Source organism: Archangium sp. (genome assembly GCF_057119385.1).
This window is the reverse complement of sequence record NZ_DBNGVP010000047.1, coordinates 1-18,383: the sequence shown is the minus strand read 5'-3', so window position 1 is coordinate 18,383 and position 18,383 is coordinate 1. Positions and strand designations below refer to the sequence as shown.

Below are 18,383 nucleotides of genomic sequence, written 5' to 3'. Positions count from 1 at the left end.
CCATGCGCCACCTGTCCGCCCTGCTGGGCCTGCTCCTGTGCGCCGCCTGTGTGGGGCCCGAGGACACTCCGTCGAACGTGAAGGACCTGCGCGTGCTCGCGATGCGGTTGGATCCGCCCGAGCTGCTCGCCGACACGTGCTCCACCGATCCCGCCGTGCTCGCCGACACGCTGGTGCGCCCGGTGCGGCTCACCGCGCTCATCCCGGACCCGGCCGGCGAGGGCCGCGAGCTGGACTACACCCTGTGGGCCTGCGCCTCGCAGGACGATGACACCTGCCGCGAGGACCGCGTGGAGCTGGCGCGCGGGGTGACGAAGGGCGGCGAGCTGGTGGTGGACCTGTTCCCGGGGCCGGGCACGTCTCGGCTGGGGGACGGCACCTTCCTGGTGCAGCGGGTGCTCGAGAAGGACCTCTACAACGGCCTGGGCGGCGTGCGGATGCCGCTGGTGCTGTGGGTGCGCGGCGGGAGCGAGCAGGTCTACGCGCAGAAGCTGATGGTGTACGGCTGCCGCTTCTTCCCGGAGATGCAGCCCAACGTGCAGCCGGAGCTGCCGGACCTGTTGCTGGAGGGCGAGCCGTGGGTTGCGGGCGTGCCGCGCGAGCTGTCCGGCCCGGGGCCCTTCGAGATGAACGTGCCGGATCTCACCGGCCGGGAGGAGGCGTACGTGGTGCCCTCCTTCGAGCTGAAGCCGTTGAACCTCCAGGAGGCGTGGGAGGTGGCGTGGCACACCACGCTGGGGAGCTTCTCGCCCAACCAGACGGGCGGGGCGGACTTCGGTGGCGGCGTGGCGCGGCACCGGGTGGAGTGGACGCCTGCGCGCAACGCGCAGGCCCAGGAGGTGCGCTTCTGGATGGTGGCGCGTGACGGGCGCGGCGGCATGTCCTGGGTGGAGCGCACGGTGAAGTACACGCCGTGAGCCGTGGTTCGTTCTACCGCCGCCGGGCGGCCCACCCCGTACCGGCGTGGCGCAGGGCCTCGGCATGGGAGGCTCCGGGCGGGGCGAGCGCGGACACCTCGACCACCTCGTCGAAGGGCCCACCGTCCGTGCCGGGCGCGACGGCTCCCGCGAACATCACAGTGTATTTGCCGAGTGCCCGTGCCTCCCTCGCCAGCGAGCCGGGACCCTTTCCGAGCGCCGTCTGCCGGTCGAAGCGGCCCTCTCCCGTGAGCACGGCCTGCGCGGCGGCGAGCCGCTCGGACAACCGGAGCGTCCGCGCCACCAGCTCGTACCCGGAGACGATCTTCCCTCCGGCCAGGGCCAGCAGCCCGTAACCGAAACCTCCCGCCGCCCCCGCGCCCGGCGTGCCAGCGAGTCCGGGGGCGACGACCTCGGCGAGCCGGGCCAGGGCCGACTCCAGCTCGGCGACCGCGGCCTCGTCCGCGCCCTTCTGCGGGCCGAAGAGGTGCGAGGCTCCGTCTGGCCCGAGCAGCGGCGCGGTGACATCCGTGGCCACCAGCAGCTCCACCGCCGCGAGCCGCGGGTGACGTCCGCTCGTGTCCACCCGGGCGAGCCGCTTCAACGCGGCCCCACCCGGAGGCAGGGGCGCCCCCTGTGCATCAAGGAACCGGAACCCGAGCGCCGTGAGTGCCCCCGTGCCCCCATCATTGGTGGCGCTGCCTCCGAGCCCGAGGATGAGCCGCTCACAACCCCGCTCCAGCGCCGCGCGCATCAGCTCGCCGGTGCCTTCGGTGGAGGCACGCCGGGGGTCTCGCTCACCGGGCGCGAGCAGGGACAGCCCGGAGGCCGCGGCCATCTCGATGACCGCCGTGCGCCCCGAGTCCAGCAGCCCATAGGTGGCTCGCACGGGAGCGCCGAGCGGCCCCGGGACGGTGCTCGTCACCCGTTCGCCACCCAGGCCCGCGAGCAGCGCGTCCACCGTGCCCGGCCCGCCGTCCGCGAGCGGCGCCACGTCCAGCTCCACGCCGGGCGCGCCCTGGCGCAATCCCTCGGCCAGGGCGGTGGCGGCCTCGGCGGCCGTGAGGGTTCCCTTGAACTCCTGCGGCGCGACGAGCCAGCGGGTCACGGCGTGGGTTCCGCCATGCGCTCCCCGGACTCGGCACTGCGCCACGGCATGGGGCTCATGATTCCTCCTCGCGGATGGCCTCCGCGTGCCACTCGAGAATGGGACGGGGTCCGGTCAACGATGGCAGCAGGCGCTGCGAGACGCGCTCCAGCCGCACCAGCAGGGCGGTCACCGTGTCCGCTGGCTGACGGGCGGGGCCCCGGATGCGCTCGCAGAAGAAGGTGCGGCAGCCGAACGGGCGCTCCGCGTACACGGTGCAGCGCTTGCCCGCGGCGTCCAGGTAGGGACAGCCGCCGTCCTCCCTCGGGGGCGGCAGCGGATGGTGGCGGGCCAGCATCAGCCACTCGGGGTACCACAGCCAGGGCTGCCGCTTCGTCGTGGAGAGCTGGCAGCACTCGCCGCTCGCCGGGCACGAGAAGGGCGCGTACGCCGCATCCGCTTGCCGGTAGATGGCGCGCAGCTCCTGCAGGGCCCGCGCCTCCTCGCGCGAGCCCGTGGCCGTGGGGGCCTCGTCCGTGTCGTCTTCCCAGTCGGTGTGTCGCATGACCTCGCGACGGGGATCATCCCACCGGGAGGGGCCGGCTCACAACACGCGCAGGACGAAGCACTTCAGGTAGCGCGTCTCGCGCAGGCTGAGCAGCACCGGGTGGTCCTTGCCCGCCCCGCGCTTCTCGATGATCTGCACCCGCCGCTTCGCGTCCGCCGCCGCCGAGGCGAGCATGTCCTCGAAGCCCTGCTCGTCGATGTGGTACGTGCAGCTGGCGGAGATGAGGTAGCCGCCCGGCCGCAGCAGCTGCATGGCGCGCAGGTTGATCTCCTTGTACCCGCGCAGGGCGCCCTCGATGGCGTCCTTGTTCTTCGCGAAGGAGGGCGGGTCCAGGACGATGGTGTCGAAGCGCCGGCCCTCGTCCACGGCGTCGCGGAGGAAGTCGAAGGCGTTGGCCACCACCACGTCCACGTTGGGCAGCTTGTTGGCGGCGGCGTTCTCGCGCAGCTGGGCGGCGGCCTGCTCGGAGATCTCCACGGCGGTGACCTTCTCGGCCCGGGTGGCGAGCTGGAGCGCGAAGCCCCCCACGTACGAGAAGCAGTCGAGCGCCTCGCCGAAGGCGTACTGCGAGGCCATGACGTGGTTCTCGCGCTGGTCCAGGAACGAGCCCGTCTTCTGGCCCTCGAGCAGGTCCGCGCGCACGCGCACCAGGCCCTCGTCATAGGGCACGGGCCCGGGCTGGGTGCCGTACAGCACGCCCTTCTCCTGGGGCAGGCCCTCCAGCGCGCGCACGCCCACGTCCGAGCGGTTGACGATGGCGCGCGGCTTGAACAGCTCCACGAGCAGGTCGGTGAGGAGCTGCTTGCGCTGCTCGGTGCCGGCGATGAGGAACTGCACGCTCAGATAGTCGCCGTAGCGGTCCACCACGAGGCCGGGGATCAAGTCGGCCTCACCGTGTATCACGCGGTAGGTGTTCTCCCCGGGCAGGGCGCGACGGCGCATCGCGTCAGCCTGGGCCAGGCGCTGGCGGAAGAAGTCGGTGTCCACCGGCACGTCCTCGTAGGAGAGCCAGCGCAGCGAAATCTTGGAGTGCTTCGAATAGAAGGCCTTGCCGAGGAACCAGCCGCGGGCGTCGACGACGCGCACCACCTCACCGCCCTGGAGGGCGGGGTCGCCGTTGAGGTCGGCGCGGTAGATCCACGGGTGGCCGGCCTGCCAGCGCTCGACCCCCCGGCGGACGAGCGAGACCTGGGGGAGACCGTCCTGGCCGATGTCCGGAGTGGTCCGGTCCTGGGCGGGCTTCTCCGGGCGCTGCGGGGGACGCTTGTTGCGGCCGGGGGGGCCACCGGGGCGGCGATCGTGACGGGGTCCTGGGGTTGGCTTGGGCATGGCTGGTGCGGCGTATACTCCAAACAGCGTGAGATACGACCTGCTCCTTCAATCCATGGTCCCGGGGACGCCTTTCGACAGCGCCCGGGTGGAGGCCCTCCTGGAAGCCCGGGGGGCGAAGGCCCGGCCGAGCGGTGGGCGGACCTGGCTGCTAGAACACGGCTCGGTGGAGGTGCACCCGCTGCGCGAGGGGGGCCAGTGGGTGGCCACCGAGGTGCGCATCCCGCTGGAGCACCGGACCGAGCTCATCCGCGAGGTGGTCTCCAAGGGGGCGGAGCTGGCGCGGGAGGCCGAGGTCCGGCTCTTCGATCCGCAGCTGGGACGCGAGCTCGGCGCCCACGACGAGGGCCTGGTGGCGGACCAGTACGAGCGGACGGCGCGCTACGCGGGGGAGATGCTGGGGTTGGCCTCGGCCATGCCCATCGACACGTCCACGGACGAGGGCTTCCAGCCGACGACGAAGTTCGTGCTCGGGGCGTTGGCCTTCTTCACGCTGCTGTACCTGGTGGTCAGCTGGATGAATGAGCAGCTCGGCGGCTGAAAAAGGCTGGATTTCGCGGCGGCGCTGACGCATGGCTGCGGCATGTTCCGCTCCTGGTCCGTCCGCATCTCGTTGTTGGCGGTGTTGCTGCTCGTCCTCGGGCCGTTGCTGGCCCTGGTGGGGCTCGTGCCTGGGATGAAGGCGCTGCTGCTGTTCGCGAGCGCGGCGCCGGTGGGCCTGGTGGGCATCGTGGCGGGGATCGTCTCCGCGGTGAGGGGGAGGGTGGCACCGGGGATGACGGCGGTGGCGCTCGGGACGCTGGCGCTGGTGTCGGTGCTGACGCCGGCCTTCGCGGGGGGAGGCAAGCCGCCCATCAACGACATCAGCACGGACCTCCAGGACGTGCCCGTCTTCACGCACGCGGGGACGCTGCCGGAGAACGCGGGGAGGAACCTGGAGTACCCCGAGGACTTCAAGGGCGTGGTGCGGGCGTATTACCCGGACCTGAAGTCGCTGAAGCAGGCCGAGCCGCCGGACGTGGTGTTCGCGCGAGCGGTGGAGCTGGCGCGGGCGCAGCCGGGGTGGACGGTGACGCACGTGGACGCCCAGGGACGCACGCTGGAGGGCTTCGCCGAGACGCGGCTGTTCCGTTTCCGGGACGACTTCGTGGTGCGGGTGCGGCCGGAGGAGGGAGGGGGCTCGCGGGTGGACATGCGCTCGAAGTCGAGGGTGGGGCGGGGCGACCTGGGAGCCAACGCCGCGCGCATCCATGCGTTCCTCCAGGCGCTGGCGGCCTCCGGGCGTTAGGCTGGGCAGGTGTTCAAGTACCTTCTCCTGGCGTTCACGGTCGTTCCCTTCATCGAGCTGTACCTGCTGCTGGCCATTGGCCGCGAGGTGGGCTTCTGGCCCACGGTAGGCGGGGTGCTGCTCACGGGGGTGGTGGGGGCCTGGCTGGCCAAGAAGGAGGGCTTGCGTGTGCTCCGCCGCTGGCAGGAGTCGCTCGCGCAGGGCCGCATGCCGGAGGAGGGCCTGGTCGGCGGAGTGCTGGTGCTGGTGGGTGGGGTGCTGCTGGTGTCGCCGGGGGTGCTCACCGACGTGGTGGGGCTCTTCCTGCTGTTCCCGCCGACGCGCCGGCTCGTGGCCGCGGTGGTACGCCGGAGACTCGAGCGCCGCATGGCGGAAGGCACGCTGCGCGTCACGACCTTCCAGTCGGAATCCTTCCCGGGAGCAAATCCCTTCGAGCCTCGAGTCTCACAGCCCCGGATCGACCGGAGACCGGGAGCTGAAACGGACGCGGAGTTCACCGAGGAGTGAATTTCCCCTCAGAGGACGCGCTGGTACTCGCGGACCCAGAACTTCATGACGCCCTCGCAGATGTCCTCGAGCCGCTGGCACTCGAGCTCGCGGGGCTTGTCCATCTCGAGATTCGCATCCAGCAGCAGCTCCTTCCGAGCGTTCCACAGCTGGAGCCGGACATGGGTGGCATCCGTGCGGGTGGCGCTGGCGTACAGCCGCAGGCGCTTGCCGCGGTGCTCGAAATCCAGCAGGAGCGGCTCCGGCTTGGAGGGCGAGAGGGAGTAGACGCCGGTGACCGCGGGAAGCTGGAGCAACAGCTGCACGGGGGGTTGGTGCTCGAGGGGAGCCTCCAGCGCGAGCGAGTGCTGGCCGGTGATGCGCACGGCCAGGAAGTCCAGGGTCTGGGGGTGCTGCTCGGAGACGGGGGTGACGGTGAGCAGCTTCCGCGAGCCCTCGATGCGAGCGATGACGGCCTCCCGGGTGCGGATGTCGCCGGAGCAGCGCTTCTCGCCGGCGCAGTCGACGGAGATGCGCCAGTCGGCGCGGGCATCGGGACAGTCCTTGGGGACCTCGAGCTGGGCCTGGGCCTTGGGAGGGAGGATGAGGCTCTGGGTGCTCGGGGAGCGGCAGACGAAGTCCACGTCCACGGCGAGCGCGGTCACCTGGACGGGAGGGGTCGCTGAGAGCAGCAGGGCGAGCACGGAGAGGGCGGCGAGCATGGCTCCGATCTATCCCACCCGGGGAGGCGCCACCATGCGCCAGCAGCGGTGGATCTCCTGGCGCTGGAAGTCCTCGGGGATGGAGCCGGGGGTGAGCTCCTCCACTCCCTCGTAGCCGCGGACGGCGGAGTCCTTCAGCTCGAAGCCCAGGAAGTTGGTGGAGAAGTAGAGGACGCCGCCGGGGTTGAGCAGCTCGCGGATGCCCTCCAGCAGGCGCACGTGGTCGCGCTGCACGTTGAACGAGCCCTGCATCTTCTTCGAGGTGGAGAATGAGGGCGGATCACACACCACCAGATCGAAGGTCTGCTCGGGGTCCTGGCGCTGGTCCTGCACCCAGGCCATGGCATCGGCGCGCAGCAGGGTGTGGCGCGGAGCCGACAGCCCGTTGAGCGCGAGGTTCTCCTCGGCCCAGTCCAGGTAGGTGTTGGACAAATCCACACTCAGGGTGCGCGAGGCTCCGCCCGCGGCGGCGTACACGGTGAAGGCGCCGGTGTAGCAGAAGAGGTTGAGGAAGCTCTTCCCCTTGGCCTCGTCGCGCACGCGGGCGCGCGTGAGCCGGTGGTCCATGAAGAGGCCGGTGTCGAGGTAGTCGCCGAGGTTCACCCAGAACTTCAGCCCCTGCTCCTCCACCACGAGGCGCTCGGTGCCCTCGCCGACCCGGCCGTACTGCGAGCGGCCCCAGGGCTGGGGCAGGTGCGTCTTCACGTGGACGCGCTCGGGGGGCACCTCGAGCACCGCCGTCACGGCGGCGAGCACCTCGGCCCGCTGCTCCTCCAGGCTCTTGAGGGCCCGGCGGCGGGGGTACTCCACCAGGTGCACATGGTCCGCGTAGAGGTCCACCGCGTAGGTGTACTCGGGGACGTCCCGGTCGTACACGCGGAAGGCGGTGAGCCCGCGGGCCTTGGCCCACTTGCGGAAGTGCTTCACGTTCTTGCGCAGGCGGTTCTCGAACATCCCCACCGCCGTTCCGCTGCCCTGCGTCATGACTGCCTGTCCTCTCCGGTACGACCGCGGCCCTCTCTTCTCCGAGTCCCCGCCGGGGAGCAAGTCTTCCGGACGGGCGGACGGGCCCGGGCCGACATTCCCGGGGGGAAGGGGAGTGTGATAGGCCCCCGGCCATGCGCTTCGACACCCTCGCGATTCATGCCGGCCAGGAGCCGGATCCCACGACGGGCGCCATCATGACGCCGGTCTACCTGACCTCCACCTACGTCCAGGCGGGCCCCGGGGAGCACAAGGGCTTCGAGTACAGCCGGACCCAGAACCCCACCCGCAACGCGCTCCAGGACTGTCTGGCGGCGCTCGAGGGGGCGAAGCATGGCCTCGCGTTCGCCTCGGGTCTGGCGGGCTCGGACATGTTGATGCACATGCTGGAGTCCGGGGACCACGTGGTGGTGTCCGACGACGTGTACGGCGGCACCTTCCGCATCTTCGACAAGGTCTTCCGCCGCCACGGGCTGAGCTTCTCGTGGGTGGACCTGTCCAACCCGGACAACTTCGAGAAGGCCATCACCCCGAAGACGAAGATGGTGTGGGTGGAGTCGCCCACCAACCCGATGCTCAAGCTGATCGATCTGGCGCGCATCGCGGAGACGGCGAAGAAGCGGAACATCCTGTCGGTGTGCGACAACACGTTCATGACGCCGTACTTCCAGCGTCCGATGGACCTGGGGTTCGACGTGGTGACGCACTCGACGACGAAGTACATCAACGGCCACAGCGACGTGGTGGGTGGCTTCGTGTGCACCAGCAACGACGAGCTGGCGCAGAAGATGTACTTCCTGCAGAACGCGGTGGGCGGCGTGCCGGGCCCGATGGACTGCTTCCTGGTGCTGCGCGGCGTGAAGACGCTGGGCGTGCGCATGGAGCGCCACGCGCAGAACGCGCTGAAGGTGGCGCAGTTCCTGGCCACGCACCCGAAGGTGCAGAAGGTGACCTACCCGGGCCTGGAGAGCCATCCCCAGCACGCGCTGGCGCGCAAGCAGATGAAGGGCTTCGGCGGGATGATGACCTTCGACATCAAGGGCGGGCTGGAGGCGGCGCGCAAGTTCCTCAAGACGGTGAAGATCTTCGCGTGCGCCGAGTCGCTCGGTGGCGTGGAGTCGCTCATCGAGCACCCGGCGATCATGACGCACGCGTCGGTGCCCAAGGAGACGCGCGAGCTGCTGGGCATCTCGGACGGGCTCATCCGGCTGTCGGTGGGCATCGAGGACGCGCAGGACCTGGTGGATGACCTGAAGCAGGCGCTCGACGTGGCCTGAGCCGGGTTCGAATCCGGGAGCCCTTTGTGTTCCAAGCGTGGAGGTTCCTTCCGAAGTGACCTCTGTAGTACGAAGGGGTCCCCTTCCAAATACCGAACCTTCCCGCCTGACCGCGAGCCGCTGAGTGGCCGGTCCAGGAACGTCTTCATGCACCCCGCTCGAAACCGGACGCCCCTCTTCTCCGCCCTCGCCCTCGTGTCTTTCCTGGGGGGCGCGGCCTGCGACAAGCCATCCGAAGCGCCTCCTCCGTCCGCCGCGCCTCCGGCCGTGGAGGTGGGCACTGTCACGGTGCAACCCTCGAGCATTCCGGTGCTCGATGAATTGCCGGGGCGAATCGCTCCGACGCGGAGCGCCGAGGTGCGTCCGCGCGTGTCCGGCATCATCGTCGAGCGCGTCTTCCGGCAGGGAGGCAGCGTGAAGGCGGGGGATGTGCTCTTCAAGCTCGACGCATCCATGTACGAGGTCGAGCGTGCCAGCGCGAAGGCCGTGTTGGCGAAGGCCGAGGTGACGGCCGCGGAGGCGCTCCAGCAGGCGGAGCGGGGCGAGAAGCTGCTGGCCAACGGTGTCGTCACCCAGGAGCAGCACGAGACGCTCCAGGCGGCCCTCCGGCGTGCCGAGGCCGATGTGGCGGCGGCCAAGGCGGCGGTGCGCCGCGCGGAGCTCCACCTGGAGTACTCGACGATCCGCGCGCCCATCGCGGGACGGATCGGCCGGGCGCTGGTGACGGAAGGCGCGCTCGTGAGCGCGGGAGATCCCACGGCGCTCGCGCTCATCCAGCAGTTGGATCCGGTCTACGTGGACTTCACCCAGCCGGCGATGGAGCTGCGCCGCCTGCGCCAGGCCGTCAAGGACGGGCGCATCCAGGGCAGCACGCCCGAGCAGGCGAACGTCCAGCTGGTCCTCGACGATGGCTCCCTCTATGAGAAGCCGGGGCGGCTGCTCTTCTCGGACGTGGCGGTGGACCCTGGCAGCGGCCAGGTGACGCTGCGCGGTGAGTTCCCCAATCCGGAGGGCGAGCTCCTTCCTGGCATGTACGTGCGGGGACGCGTCGAGCAGGGCACCCAGGGCGAGGCGCTCGTGGTGCCCCAGCAGGCCATCCAGCGCGACACCTCGGGCAAGTCCCAGGTCTTCGTGGTCGCGGGCAACGGCACCGCCGAGGTGCGTCCGGTGCGCGTCTCGCGCGTCTACCAGGAGCAGGCGGTGGTCCAGGAAGGCCTGAAGGCGGGAGATCAGGTCATCGTCGAGGGCTTCCAGAAGTTCGGCGCGGGCTCGCCGGTCAAGCCCGTGGCCTGGAGCGTGCCTGGCGCCGGCCTCCACCCCACCCAGCCTCGATAGGGCCCACCGCCATGCCTCGTTTCTTCATCGACAGGCCCATCTTCGCCTGGGTCATCGCGCTGTTCATCATCATGGCGGGCGTGCTCGCCATCCCCAACCTGCCGGTGTCGCAGTACCCCACCGTGGCGCCGCCGCAGCTCACCATCTCCACCTACTATCCGGGTGCGTCGCCCGAGGACCTCTACCAGAGCGTCACGCGCATCATCGAGGAGGAGCTCAACGGCACGAAGTCGTTGCTCTACTTCGAGTCGACCAGTGAGGCGACGGGCGCGGTCACCATCACCGCGACCTTCGAGCCGGGGACGGATCCCGCCCTGGCCGCCGTGGAGCTCCAGAACCGGGTCAAACGGGTCGAGCCCCGGTTGCCGCTCGTCGTGACGCAGCAGGGCCTGCAGATCGAGGAAGCGGGCAGTGGCTTCCTCATGCTGGTGACGTTGCGCTCCACGGACGGCGCCATCGACGAGCTCGGCCTGGGGGATTACGTCTCGCGCAACGTGGTCAATGAGTTGCGGCGCATCCCGGGCGTGGGCCGGGCGCAGCCCTTCTCCTTCGAGCGCGCCATGCGCATCTGGGTGGATCCCCTCCGGCTGCGGGGCGTGGGCCTCACCACCCAGGACGTGATGAACGCCATTCGCGCGCAGAACGCCCAGGTCGCGGCGGGCTCGCTCGGCGCTCCCCCCGGACCGGCGACCCAGAAGGTCGCGGCGACCGTGCTGGTGAGGGGCCAGTTGACCTCGCCGGAGGAGTTCGGCGCCATCGTGCTTCGCGCGAACACGGATGGCTCCTCCGTGCGCCTGCGGGACGTGGCCCGTGTGGAGCTGGGCGGGCAGAGCTATACCCTCTCCTCCCGGCTCAATGGCCAGCCGAGCGCGGCCATCGGCATCCAGTTGTCTCCCACGGGCAATGCCCTCGAGACCTCGACGGCGATCCGCGCGAAGATGGAGGAGCTGTCCCGGTTCTTCCCACCGGGCATCGCCTACGACATTCCCTATGACACGGCCCCGTTCGTGGGCGTGTCCATCCAGAAGGTCCTCCAGACGCTCGCCGAGGCGGTGCTGCTGGTCTTCCTGGTGATGTTCCTGTTCCTCCAGAACATCCGCTACACGCTCATTCCCACGCTCGTCGTTCCCATCGCCCTGCTCGGCACCTGCGCGGTGCTGTTCGCCATGGGCTTCTCCATCAACGTGCTCACCATGTTCGCCATGGTGCTCGCGATCGGCATCCTCGTGGATGACGCCATCGTGGTGATCGAGAACGTGGAGCGCATCATGAGCGAGGAGGGCCTGTCTCCGCGCGAGGCCACGCAGAAGGCCATGAAGCAGATCACCGGCGCCGTCATCGGCATCACGCTGGTGCTCAGCGCCGTCTTCGTGCCCATGGGCTTCTTCCCCGGCTCCGTCGGCGTCATCTACAAGCAGTTCTCGCTGACCATGGTGGTGTCCATCCTGTTCTCGGCGCTGCTCGCCCTGTCGCTGACGCCGGCGCTCTGCGCGAGCTTCCTGAAGCCCGTCACCCGGGGGCACGTGCACGCGAGCACGGGGTTCTTCGGCTGGTTCAACCGCGGCTTCGAGCGCACGTCCCAGGCCTACCGTGGGTTCGTGGGCCGCACCCTGCATCGCGCCGGCCGGTTCATGGTCGTCTACGCCGCGGTGTTCGCGGCCCTCGGCTGGCTGTTCGTCCAGCTCCCCTCGTCCTTCATTCCGAGCGAGGACAAGGGCTTCATCATCCTCGGGGTGCAGGGGCCCGCGGAGGCCACGGTCAACCGGACGCTGGACGCGGTGGTCCAGATGGAGAAGACGCTGCTGGCGGAGCCGGGCGTGGAGCGGGTCGTGGCCATCCTGGGATTCAGCTTCTACGGCCAGGGACAGAACGCGGCCTTGAGCTTCGCGACGCTGAAGCCCTGGTCGGAGCGAGGAGCGAAGGACAGCGCCGGTGCCATCGCCGCGCGGGTGAACGGGGCGCTCTCGGCGGTGCGGGATGCCTTCATCTTCGCGTTCGCGCCTCCCCCCATCGAGGGACTGGGAACCACGGGGGGCTTCGCCTTCCGGCTGGAAGACCGGGCGGGTCTGGGGCATGAGGCGCTCACCGCCGCGAGGAATCAACTGGTGGCGGCCGCCGCCCAGAGCCCCATCCTCTCCGGCGTGGCGTTCGAGGGGCTGGAGAGCTCGCCGCAGGTGGAGCTGCGCATCGATCGCGAGAAGGCCAGTGCGCTCGGAATCACGTTCGCGGAGATCAACGAGACCCTGTCCACCAACCTGGGCTCGGCCTACTCCAATGACTTTCCCAACGCGGGCCGGATGCAGCGGGTGATCATCCAGGCGGAGGGGAGCCGGCGCATGCAGACGGAGGATCTCCTCGCGCTCGACGTGCGCAACCGCGAGGGGAGCCTGGTGCCACTCTCCGCCTTCGCCACGGTGGACTGGCGGATGGGGCCCTCGCAGGTCATCGGCTACAACGGCTACCCCTCGGCCCGCATCGGCGGCAACGCGGCGCCCGGCCGTTCGAGCGGTGAAGCCCTCCAGGAGATGGAGCGCCTGGCGAGCCAGCTCCCGCGCGGGTTCGGTTACGACTGGACGGGGCAATCCCTGCAGGAGATCCAGTCGGGCTCGCAGGCGCCGTTCCTGATCGCCCTGTCCATGTTGTTCGTGTTCCTGTGCCTGGCCGCCCTCTACGAGAGCTGGTCCATTCCCCTGGCCGTGTTGCTCGTCGTTCCCCTGGGAGTGCTCGGGTCGGTGCTGGCCGTCATGCTCCGGGGCATGGACAACGATGTGTATTTCAAGGTGGGACTCATCACGATCATCGGCCTGTCGGCGAAGAACGCCATCCTGATCATCGAGTTCGCCAAGGAGCTGCGGGAGCAGGGCAGGCCGCTGCTGGACGCGGCGATCGAGGCCGCGCAGCTGCGCTTCCGTCCCATCCTCATGACGTCGCTGGCCTTCACGCTGGGCGTGGTTCCGCTCGCCATCGCGACCGGGCCCGGCGCCGCCAGCCAGCGAGCCATTGGCACGGGAGTGCTCGGGGGAATGCTGTCCGCCACGGTGCTCGCGGTGATCTTCGTGCCGGTCTTCTACGTCTTCATCATGAAGCTGCTCAGCCCGAGGCCCGTGGCCACCGGAGAGGTGCGTCTCCCCGAAGCCACGAATTGAACGGGGGCGCATCACTTCGCCCAATGTCCCCTCTCCCCCCGGGAGAGGGACGGGGTGAGGGTATCGGAAGTACCCGGGTTCGAATCCCGGCCGAGGGCCTCGCGCTTCGTGTCATCCCCGGCCCAAATCCCCCTGGCGTTCGCCAGGGAGGTTGGCTCGCCGCCCGGCCAGGATCAGCAGTCCAGCGCCGAGCATGAGGGCCACGTCCGCCACGTTGAAGATGCCCGTGCGCAGGGAGCCGATGCCGAGGTTCATGAAGTCCACGACGCGTCCGTCGTTCACCAGACGGTCGAACCAGTTGCTCAGTCCACCTCCGACGATCAGGGCGAGCGCCGCGGACTGGAGCGGTCCGAGCCGGCGGCTCATCACGAGGTAGACCAGCGTACCGAGGAGGAGCACGCCCACCGTCGCGATGAACAGCCAGAATCGCAGGGAGTGAGAAAGATTGCCGCCGAGGCTCAGGAAGGCGCCGGGATTCTCGGCGAAGGTGAGCCGCAGGAGCCCGCCCAGGAAGCTCCGGGTGGATTCGTCTCGGAGCTGCGAGATGGCCAGTTGCTTGGTGGCCTGATCGCAGCCCACCGTCCCCGCGAGGACCAGCGACACGAGCGTGAGTCGATACCGACGAGCCGATGGATTCATCCCCCGAGGATGCCAGACGCGCCCCCTCCCATCCAGGCGGTGGGCTCGAGTCATCGAACTGCTCACAGTTCCGCCGCTGGGGGGATGGGGTTGAATGGCATGCGGAGGGCCTGGCGGCGTTCGAGCTTCCTCCCTGGGCGGGCCTCCCCATCACAACTCCGTGCAACTCCTTCCACCTCCCACAGGGGGGGTCATGCTGCAGAAAGGAGAGGAGGCACGGCGATGAGCAAGGATGGCTCCTGGCCGGACGGGCATGGAAGCCCTCCCACGAGCGGAGATGGGTCCCTTCTCGAGGAAGCCGGGTGCACGGACTCATTCCTCGTGGAGCTGCTCGCGCCCGCGCCGCCGCCACCGCTGATGCCGGTTCCCGGGGACAGGCTGGGAGGCCTGGATGGCCGCCGGTACGTCATCCTCACGTGGATGGGGGGAGGGGGGATGGGCCAGGTGTTCCGCGCCCGGGACGAGCTGCTACACCGGGAGGTGGCGCTCAAGTTCCTCCTGGCCGGGGCGGGGGTCGAGCAGGAGGTGCTGCGGGAGGCTCGCGCGGTCGCCCGGCTGGACCACGAGAACATCATCCGGATCTTCGATGTCACCGAATGGGCCAGAGGCCCCGGGGAGCCACGCCGCCCCTTCCTGGTGATGGAGTGCCTGGAGGGCGAATCACTCGCCACGCTGCTGAGGCGGGGGCCCGTGGACGTCGGGCGCGCGCTGGAGCTCCTGGACGGCATCACCGCGGGCCTGGCGCACGCGCATGAGCGCCACCTCATCCACCGTGACCTCAAGCCCCGGAATGTCTTCCTCACCCGGCAGGGGGTGGTGAAGCTGCTGGACTTCGGGCTGTCGCACCTCGCGCCGGCCAGCCTCGAGCGCGGGCCAGGGTTGGACATCTCTGGAACGCCCGCCTACATGGCACCGGAGCAGTGGCGGGGCGAGCCCCAGGATGCGCGCACCGATGTGTGGGCGGCCGGGGTGGTGCTCCACGAGCTGCTCACCGGCAGGCTGCCCTTCCCGGGCACCACCGTGGCCGAGCTGCGGGCCTGGGTGCCCTCCCCGGAGCCCGTTCCTCCGGTGCGCGCGCGCCGGCCGGAGGTGCCTCGAGAGGTGGAGGCGCTGGGTGAGCTGGAAGCGGCCTTCCAGGAGACCTGCGCGGAAACCATCGAGCAGCACGGAGGCACCATGGCCCTGTCCATGGGCGGCTCGGTGCTGGCGTGGTTCGGCTGTCCTCGGGCCCGAGAGGACGACTCGGAGCGTGCGGTGCGCGTGGGGCTCCAGCTCACCCGGACGTTGCGCGACACCCTCCCGCGCAAGCTGCCGCAGCTGTCCCTCTCCGGGCTGTCCGTGAGGGCGGGCATCCACACCGGCCAGATGGCGGTGGGCCTGCGTTCGCCGGAATCGCGGGCAGGTGGGCCGGTGGTTCAGGGCGACGCCCCGAAGGTGGCCGTGTGTCTCGCCAGACAGGCCCGGGCCGGTGAAGTGGTCATCGGCGACACGGTCTACAAGCGGGTGCGCACCGCCTTCGAGACCGAGCCGCTCGGGTCCCGTACCTTCGAGGGGTTGTCGGGGAGCGTCCACATGCACGTCCACCGCGTGGGCCGCGAGAGGAAGGTGGGCTCGCGCTTCGAGCGGACGCGCGTGGCCGGGCGTCTCTCGCCGCTGGTGGGACGGGAGCGGGCGCTGGGGCGGTTGCTGGACTACTGGGCGCGGGCCCGGCGCGGGCAGGGGGCCTTCTTCCTGCTGAGCGGCGAGGCGGGCATCGGCAAGTCCCGCCTCATCCAGGAGCTGTGCGAGCGGGTGTCCCGGGAGCCGGTCCGCCTGCTGCGGGTGCAGTGCTGGTTCCGCGCCAGCATCCGCGTCCTCCACCCCATGGTCGAGCTGCTCCAGGAGGTGGCTCACTTCAGCCCGGAGGAGTCTCCGTCCCGGCGCCTGGAGACACTGCGGGCCCGGCTACGGGGCGAGGGCCTGAGGGAGCTGCGGTCCATGGGCGAGCGCTTCTTCGAGGCGGAGCTGCTCCGCCTGCGGGGAGAGCTGCTGCGAGCGCAGGGGAAGCACCGTCAGGCGAGGATTTCCCTCATGCGCGCCATCGTCGTCGCCGCGAAGCAGGGGGCGGGCCTCTTCGAGTTGCGCGCGGTGATGAGTCTGGGCCGCCTGCTGGGGGAGCTGGGACAACCGGAAGACGGGCCTGCCCTTGCGTGCCTGGGCGCGGAGGCCCTTCGTGTGTGACGCGGGCTTTCTGCCGGGGGCAAGCTCTAGTCAGTCCCCCAGCGGCCCGGTCCGAGGCCTCTCAGGCCGGGCCCGAGGGGGTGACGGAATGCGCGGGCGTCTGCGCCCAGTGCTCCTCGGCGGTCCGCTCGCGGCCGGGGACCGGCTCCACCAACGAGATGGCCACTCCCATCCGTTCCATGTCCCGGAGCATCCGCTCCGGCTCGGCCACGTGCGCTTGCAGCCAGAGCCCCGGCCGGCGGGCGGTGCCGTCCAGGTATTGCAGCAGGCACGCCACCACGGGAATGGCCGTGAGCTCGTAGGCATCGGCATGGGAGAGCGTGAGCTCGAGGTGCCGCGCCGTGCCCCGTACGAGGCCGTCCGCCTCCAACTTGAGCAGCGTGCCATAGGGGGGCCTGGAGAAGCGGCACAGCCCCCAATGCATCAGCCTGGCCATGGGGCGGAGCGCACGCCGCGGCCACACGCGCATCGCCAGCCATGCCAGCGGGAAGACCACCCAGTCCACGAACCAGTTCAAGCCGCCGACGTAGAAACCGACCCGCCGCAGGCCCGGGTACAGCTCGGGCAGCGAGCGCATCTCCTCCAGGAACATGGGCACGCAGTACTGGCGGCCGAATACCGGGCCGAAGTCCATGGTGCGCGGCGTCCACATGGCCGTCCAGCGTGCCGGCCGCCAGGTGCCCTTCTGGAACTCCAGTATCTGGGAACCCGCCAGCCCCACGAGCTCCTCGATGGCGGTCGCGCCGATATCCAGCCGGGCCCATTCGACCCGGATGACGCTGCCCACCTCCGCCCGCGTGAGGTGCTCGAAGCGCGAGCCGGCGTAGCGCACGAGGACGGCGGGCAGGCCGGGATGGAAGCCGCCATCGGTGATGAAGCAGCGGCCCGCCCGGCGGATGTCTTCCTCCAGGGCGCTCAAGGCGCCGAGCTTGGCCGTCGAGACCTGCACGTCCAGGTAGTCCGTCCCCGTGTCGAGCGCGGCCCGGGCCACCTGCCCGGCGTATGCCGGCGTGCTGGAGGCCACGACGGCCAGACGGCAGCCCTCCATGGCCTGACGCAGGCTGGAGGGATCCGCCGCATCGGCTCTCACGGCGGAGACGCGCTCGCTTCCATGCTTGGAAGCAAGCGCCCGGGCCATGGCCTCGGCCCTGGCCAGGTCGCGGCCGGCGAGCACCACATGGCAATCCGTCTCCTTCAGCAGCAGCCGCGCGATGGACTGGCCCGTGTTGCCATAGCCCCCCAGGATGAGAAGGGTGTCTGTCTTCATGATGGCCTCCCCGCCACTCCCTACGATTGGAGACTCCGCGGGTGTCTGGCAATGGGAAGGCCGAACGGGATGGGCATGCGATGGAAGGGCTGGCCGGATCTCCTCCACGCCAGGCAACCCAGGAAGCAGTACCCCGGCCGGAGCCACCGCTCCCCGGCACCCAGGGGCTCGCGGGTCTTGTGGGCGCGGGCCTCGGCGTTGTGCTCCATCCGATCGAGCGCGGAGGCCAGCGGTTCCACCGCTGGCGGGGATGGGGTTGAATGGCATGCGTGGCCCCCGCACGCCCCAGCCAGAAGGAGGATGAGGAGGACCTGGCGGCGTTCGAGCTTCCGTTCTTCCAGCGCCTCGCCGTGCAGCTGTGGGCGATGGTGCTCGGGCTCATCACCCGGCTGACGGACGCGGTGTTGCTGGTGGGGCGTCCCGCGCTGGTGCGGCCCTATGTGGGCCTGTGGCTTTCCGAGCGGTTGCGCTCGCCCTACCGGGCCCGGCGTTCCTTCGAGGTGGTGCTCGCGCTGCGGGCCACGGGCCAGCGCATGCGCGAGCTCATCTACGGGGAGACGCCCCTCATGTCGGCCCTCTGGGTGTTCCGGCGCGCGGGCGTGGGCCCGGGCAGCCGACTGGTGGACCTGGGGGCGGGGAGGGGGAGGGTGCTGCTCGCGGCGCGGTGGCTCGGGGCGGAGGCGAGGGGCGTGGAGTTGCTGGCCGAGCATGTGACGCGCATGGCGCACTGGCTGGCGCCCGCCGGCATCACGCTGGAGCAGGGGGACGCGGCCCAGGCGGACGTGTCGGAGGCCACCCACGTCTTCACCAACTGGCTGGCGCTCACCCCGGAGACGAAGGCCCGGCTGGTGGCGCGCTTGCGCACCTGTGCGCCCGGCACGCGCGTGCTCACGGTGCTGCACCCCATCGAGGCGGAGGACTTCGTGCGCCTGTCGAGCCACCGGGTCCTCTTCACCTGGGGCCTCGAGCGCGTGTGGATTCACGAGTACCGGCCCTAGTGGACTGTCCGACAAGTTTTTCAACATAGTCAGGACAGGTGCCGGTCCACCCACGAGTGCATCTTGGCGCGAGTCCAGGACCAGGTGAAGGGGTGGGCGTAGAGGCGGTTGTACTCGGGC

At 70.2% G+C, this 18,383-nt stretch carries 16 protein-coding genes; 9 read left to right on the top strand and 7 right to left on the bottom strand.

Translation table 11 applies throughout. The annotated features are described in order from the left end of the window. Positions 1–2: 2 nt before the first annotated feature. Positions 3–917 carry a hypothetical protein gene (locus AC16DP_RS10800; protein WP_329728968.1) on the top strand — a complete coding sequence of 305 codons (915 nt, stop codon included), beginning with the start codon at positions 3–5 and terminating at the stop codon, positions 915–917. A 13-nt stretch (positions 918–930) separates the two neighbouring features. Here AC16DP_RS10800 and AC16DP_RS10795 read toward each other — a convergent pair whose 3' ends face one another. The 3 genes from AC16DP_RS10795 to AC16DP_RS10785 are packed head-to-tail and all read right to left on the bottom strand — an operon-like array spanning position 931 to position 3,901. Next, complete coding sequence (locus AC16DP_RS10795; RefSeq protein WP_329728967.1) at positions 931–2,025, bottom strand: glycerate kinase; 1,095 nt, start codon at positions 2,023–2,025, stop codon at positions 931–933. 55 nt (positions 2,026–2,080) lie between these two features. Then, on the bottom strand, positions 2,081–2,569 hold the full coding sequence (locus AC16DP_RS10790) for a YkgJ family cysteine cluster protein (protein WP_329728966.1): 489 nt from the start codon (positions 2,567–2,569) through the stop codon (positions 2,081–2,083). Between the two features lie 39 nt (positions 2,570–2,608). Further along, positions 2,609–3,901, bottom strand: coding sequence for a class I SAM-dependent rRNA methyltransferase (locus AC16DP_RS10785; protein WP_329728965.1), 1,293 nt, complete (start codon positions 3,899–3,901; stop codon positions 2,609–2,611). 28 nt (positions 3,902–3,929) lie between these two features. Between AC16DP_RS10785 and AC16DP_RS10780 the strand changes: the two genes are divergently transcribed. From AC16DP_RS10780 to AC16DP_RS10770, 3 genes are read left to right on the top strand one after another with little or no spacing between them, the layout of a single operon-like run. Then, complete coding sequence (locus AC16DP_RS10780; protein ID WP_329728964.1) at positions 3,930–4,442, top strand: hypothetical protein; 513 nt, start codon at positions 3,930–3,932, stop codon at positions 4,440–4,442. Between the two features lie 42 nt (positions 4,443–4,484). Continuing rightward, on the top strand, positions 4,485–5,189 hold the full coding sequence (locus AC16DP_RS10775; protein WP_329728963.1) for a DUF1499 domain-containing protein: 705 nt from the start codon (positions 4,485–4,487) through the stop codon (positions 5,187–5,189). A 9-nt stretch (positions 5,190–5,198) separates the two neighbouring features. Beyond that, positions 5,199–5,696: an FxsA family protein gene (locus AC16DP_RS10770; RefSeq protein WP_329728962.1), complete on the top strand. Its 498-nt coding sequence runs from the start codon at positions 5,199–5,201 to the stop codon at positions 5,694–5,696. An 8-nt stretch (positions 5,697–5,704) separates the two neighbouring features. Here the strand turns inward: AC16DP_RS10770 and AC16DP_RS10765 are convergent, their stop codons facing one another. Then, positions 5,705–6,397: a hypothetical protein gene (locus AC16DP_RS10765; RefSeq protein WP_329728961.1), complete on the bottom strand. Its 693-nt coding sequence runs from the start codon at positions 6,395–6,397 to the stop codon at positions 5,705–5,707. A 9-nt stretch (positions 6,398–6,406) separates the two neighbouring features. Continuing rightward, positions 6,407–7,381 (bottom strand): class I SAM-dependent methyltransferase, encoded by a 975-nt coding sequence (locus AC16DP_RS10760; RefSeq protein ID WP_329728960.1) that lies wholly within the window; start codon positions 7,379–7,381, stop codon positions 6,407–6,409. Between the two features lie 134 nt (positions 7,382–7,515). Between AC16DP_RS10760 and AC16DP_RS10755 the strand changes: the two genes are divergently transcribed. From AC16DP_RS10755 to AC16DP_RS10745, 3 genes are all read left to right on the top strand, one after another. Beyond that, positions 7,516–8,658, top strand: a complete 1,143-nt coding sequence (locus AC16DP_RS10755) for a cystathionine gamma-synthase (RefSeq protein ID WP_329728959.1) — start codon at positions 7,516–7,518, stop codon at positions 8,656–8,658. 147 nt (positions 8,659–8,805) lie between these two features. Next, positions 8,806–9,993 carry an efflux RND transporter periplasmic adaptor subunit gene (locus tag AC16DP_RS10750; RefSeq protein ID WP_329728958.1) on the top strand — a complete coding sequence of 396 codons (1,188 nt, stop codon included), beginning with the start codon at positions 8,806–8,808 and terminating at the stop codon, positions 9,991–9,993. An 11-nt stretch (positions 9,994–10,004) separates the two neighbouring features. Then, positions 10,005–13,139 carry an efflux RND transporter permease subunit gene (locus tag AC16DP_RS10745; RefSeq protein ID WP_329728957.1) on the top strand — a complete coding sequence of 1,045 codons (3,135 nt, stop codon included), beginning with the start codon at positions 10,005–10,007 and terminating at the stop codon, positions 13,137–13,139. Positions 13,140–13,250: 111 nt separating this feature from the next. Here the strand turns inward: AC16DP_RS10745 and lspA are convergent, their stop codons facing one another. Beyond that, positions 13,251–13,742, bottom strand: coding sequence for a signal peptidase II (lspA, locus tag AC16DP_RS10740; protein ID WP_329728956.1), 492 nt, complete (start codon positions 13,740–13,742; stop codon positions 13,251–13,253). Between the two features lie 258 nt (positions 13,743–14,000). Between lspA and AC16DP_RS10735 the strand changes: the two genes are divergently transcribed. After that, on the top strand, positions 14,001–15,998 hold the full coding sequence (locus AC16DP_RS10735) for a serine/threonine-protein kinase (RefSeq protein ID WP_329728955.1): 1,998 nt from the start codon (positions 14,001–14,003) through the stop codon (positions 15,996–15,998). Between the two features lie 61 nt (positions 15,999–16,059). Here the strand turns inward: AC16DP_RS10735 and AC16DP_RS10730 are convergent, their stop codons facing one another. Beyond that, the gene (locus AC16DP_RS10730) at positions 16,060–17,265 is read right to left on the bottom strand and encodes a saccharopine dehydrogenase family protein (RefSeq protein WP_329728954.1); all 1,206 of its coding nucleotides are present in this window, start codon (positions 17,263–17,265) and stop codon (positions 16,060–16,062) included. 269 nt (positions 17,266–17,534) lie between these two features. On the opposite strand from AC16DP_RS10730, the gene AC16DP_RS10725 reads away from it, so the two are divergent. Then, positions 17,535–18,263 carry a class I SAM-dependent methyltransferase gene (locus AC16DP_RS10725; protein ID WP_414640717.1) on the top strand — a complete coding sequence of 243 codons (729 nt, stop codon included), beginning with the start codon at positions 17,535–17,537 and terminating at the stop codon, positions 18,261–18,263. The last annotated feature ends 120 nt before the right edge of the window (positions 18,264–18,383 follow it).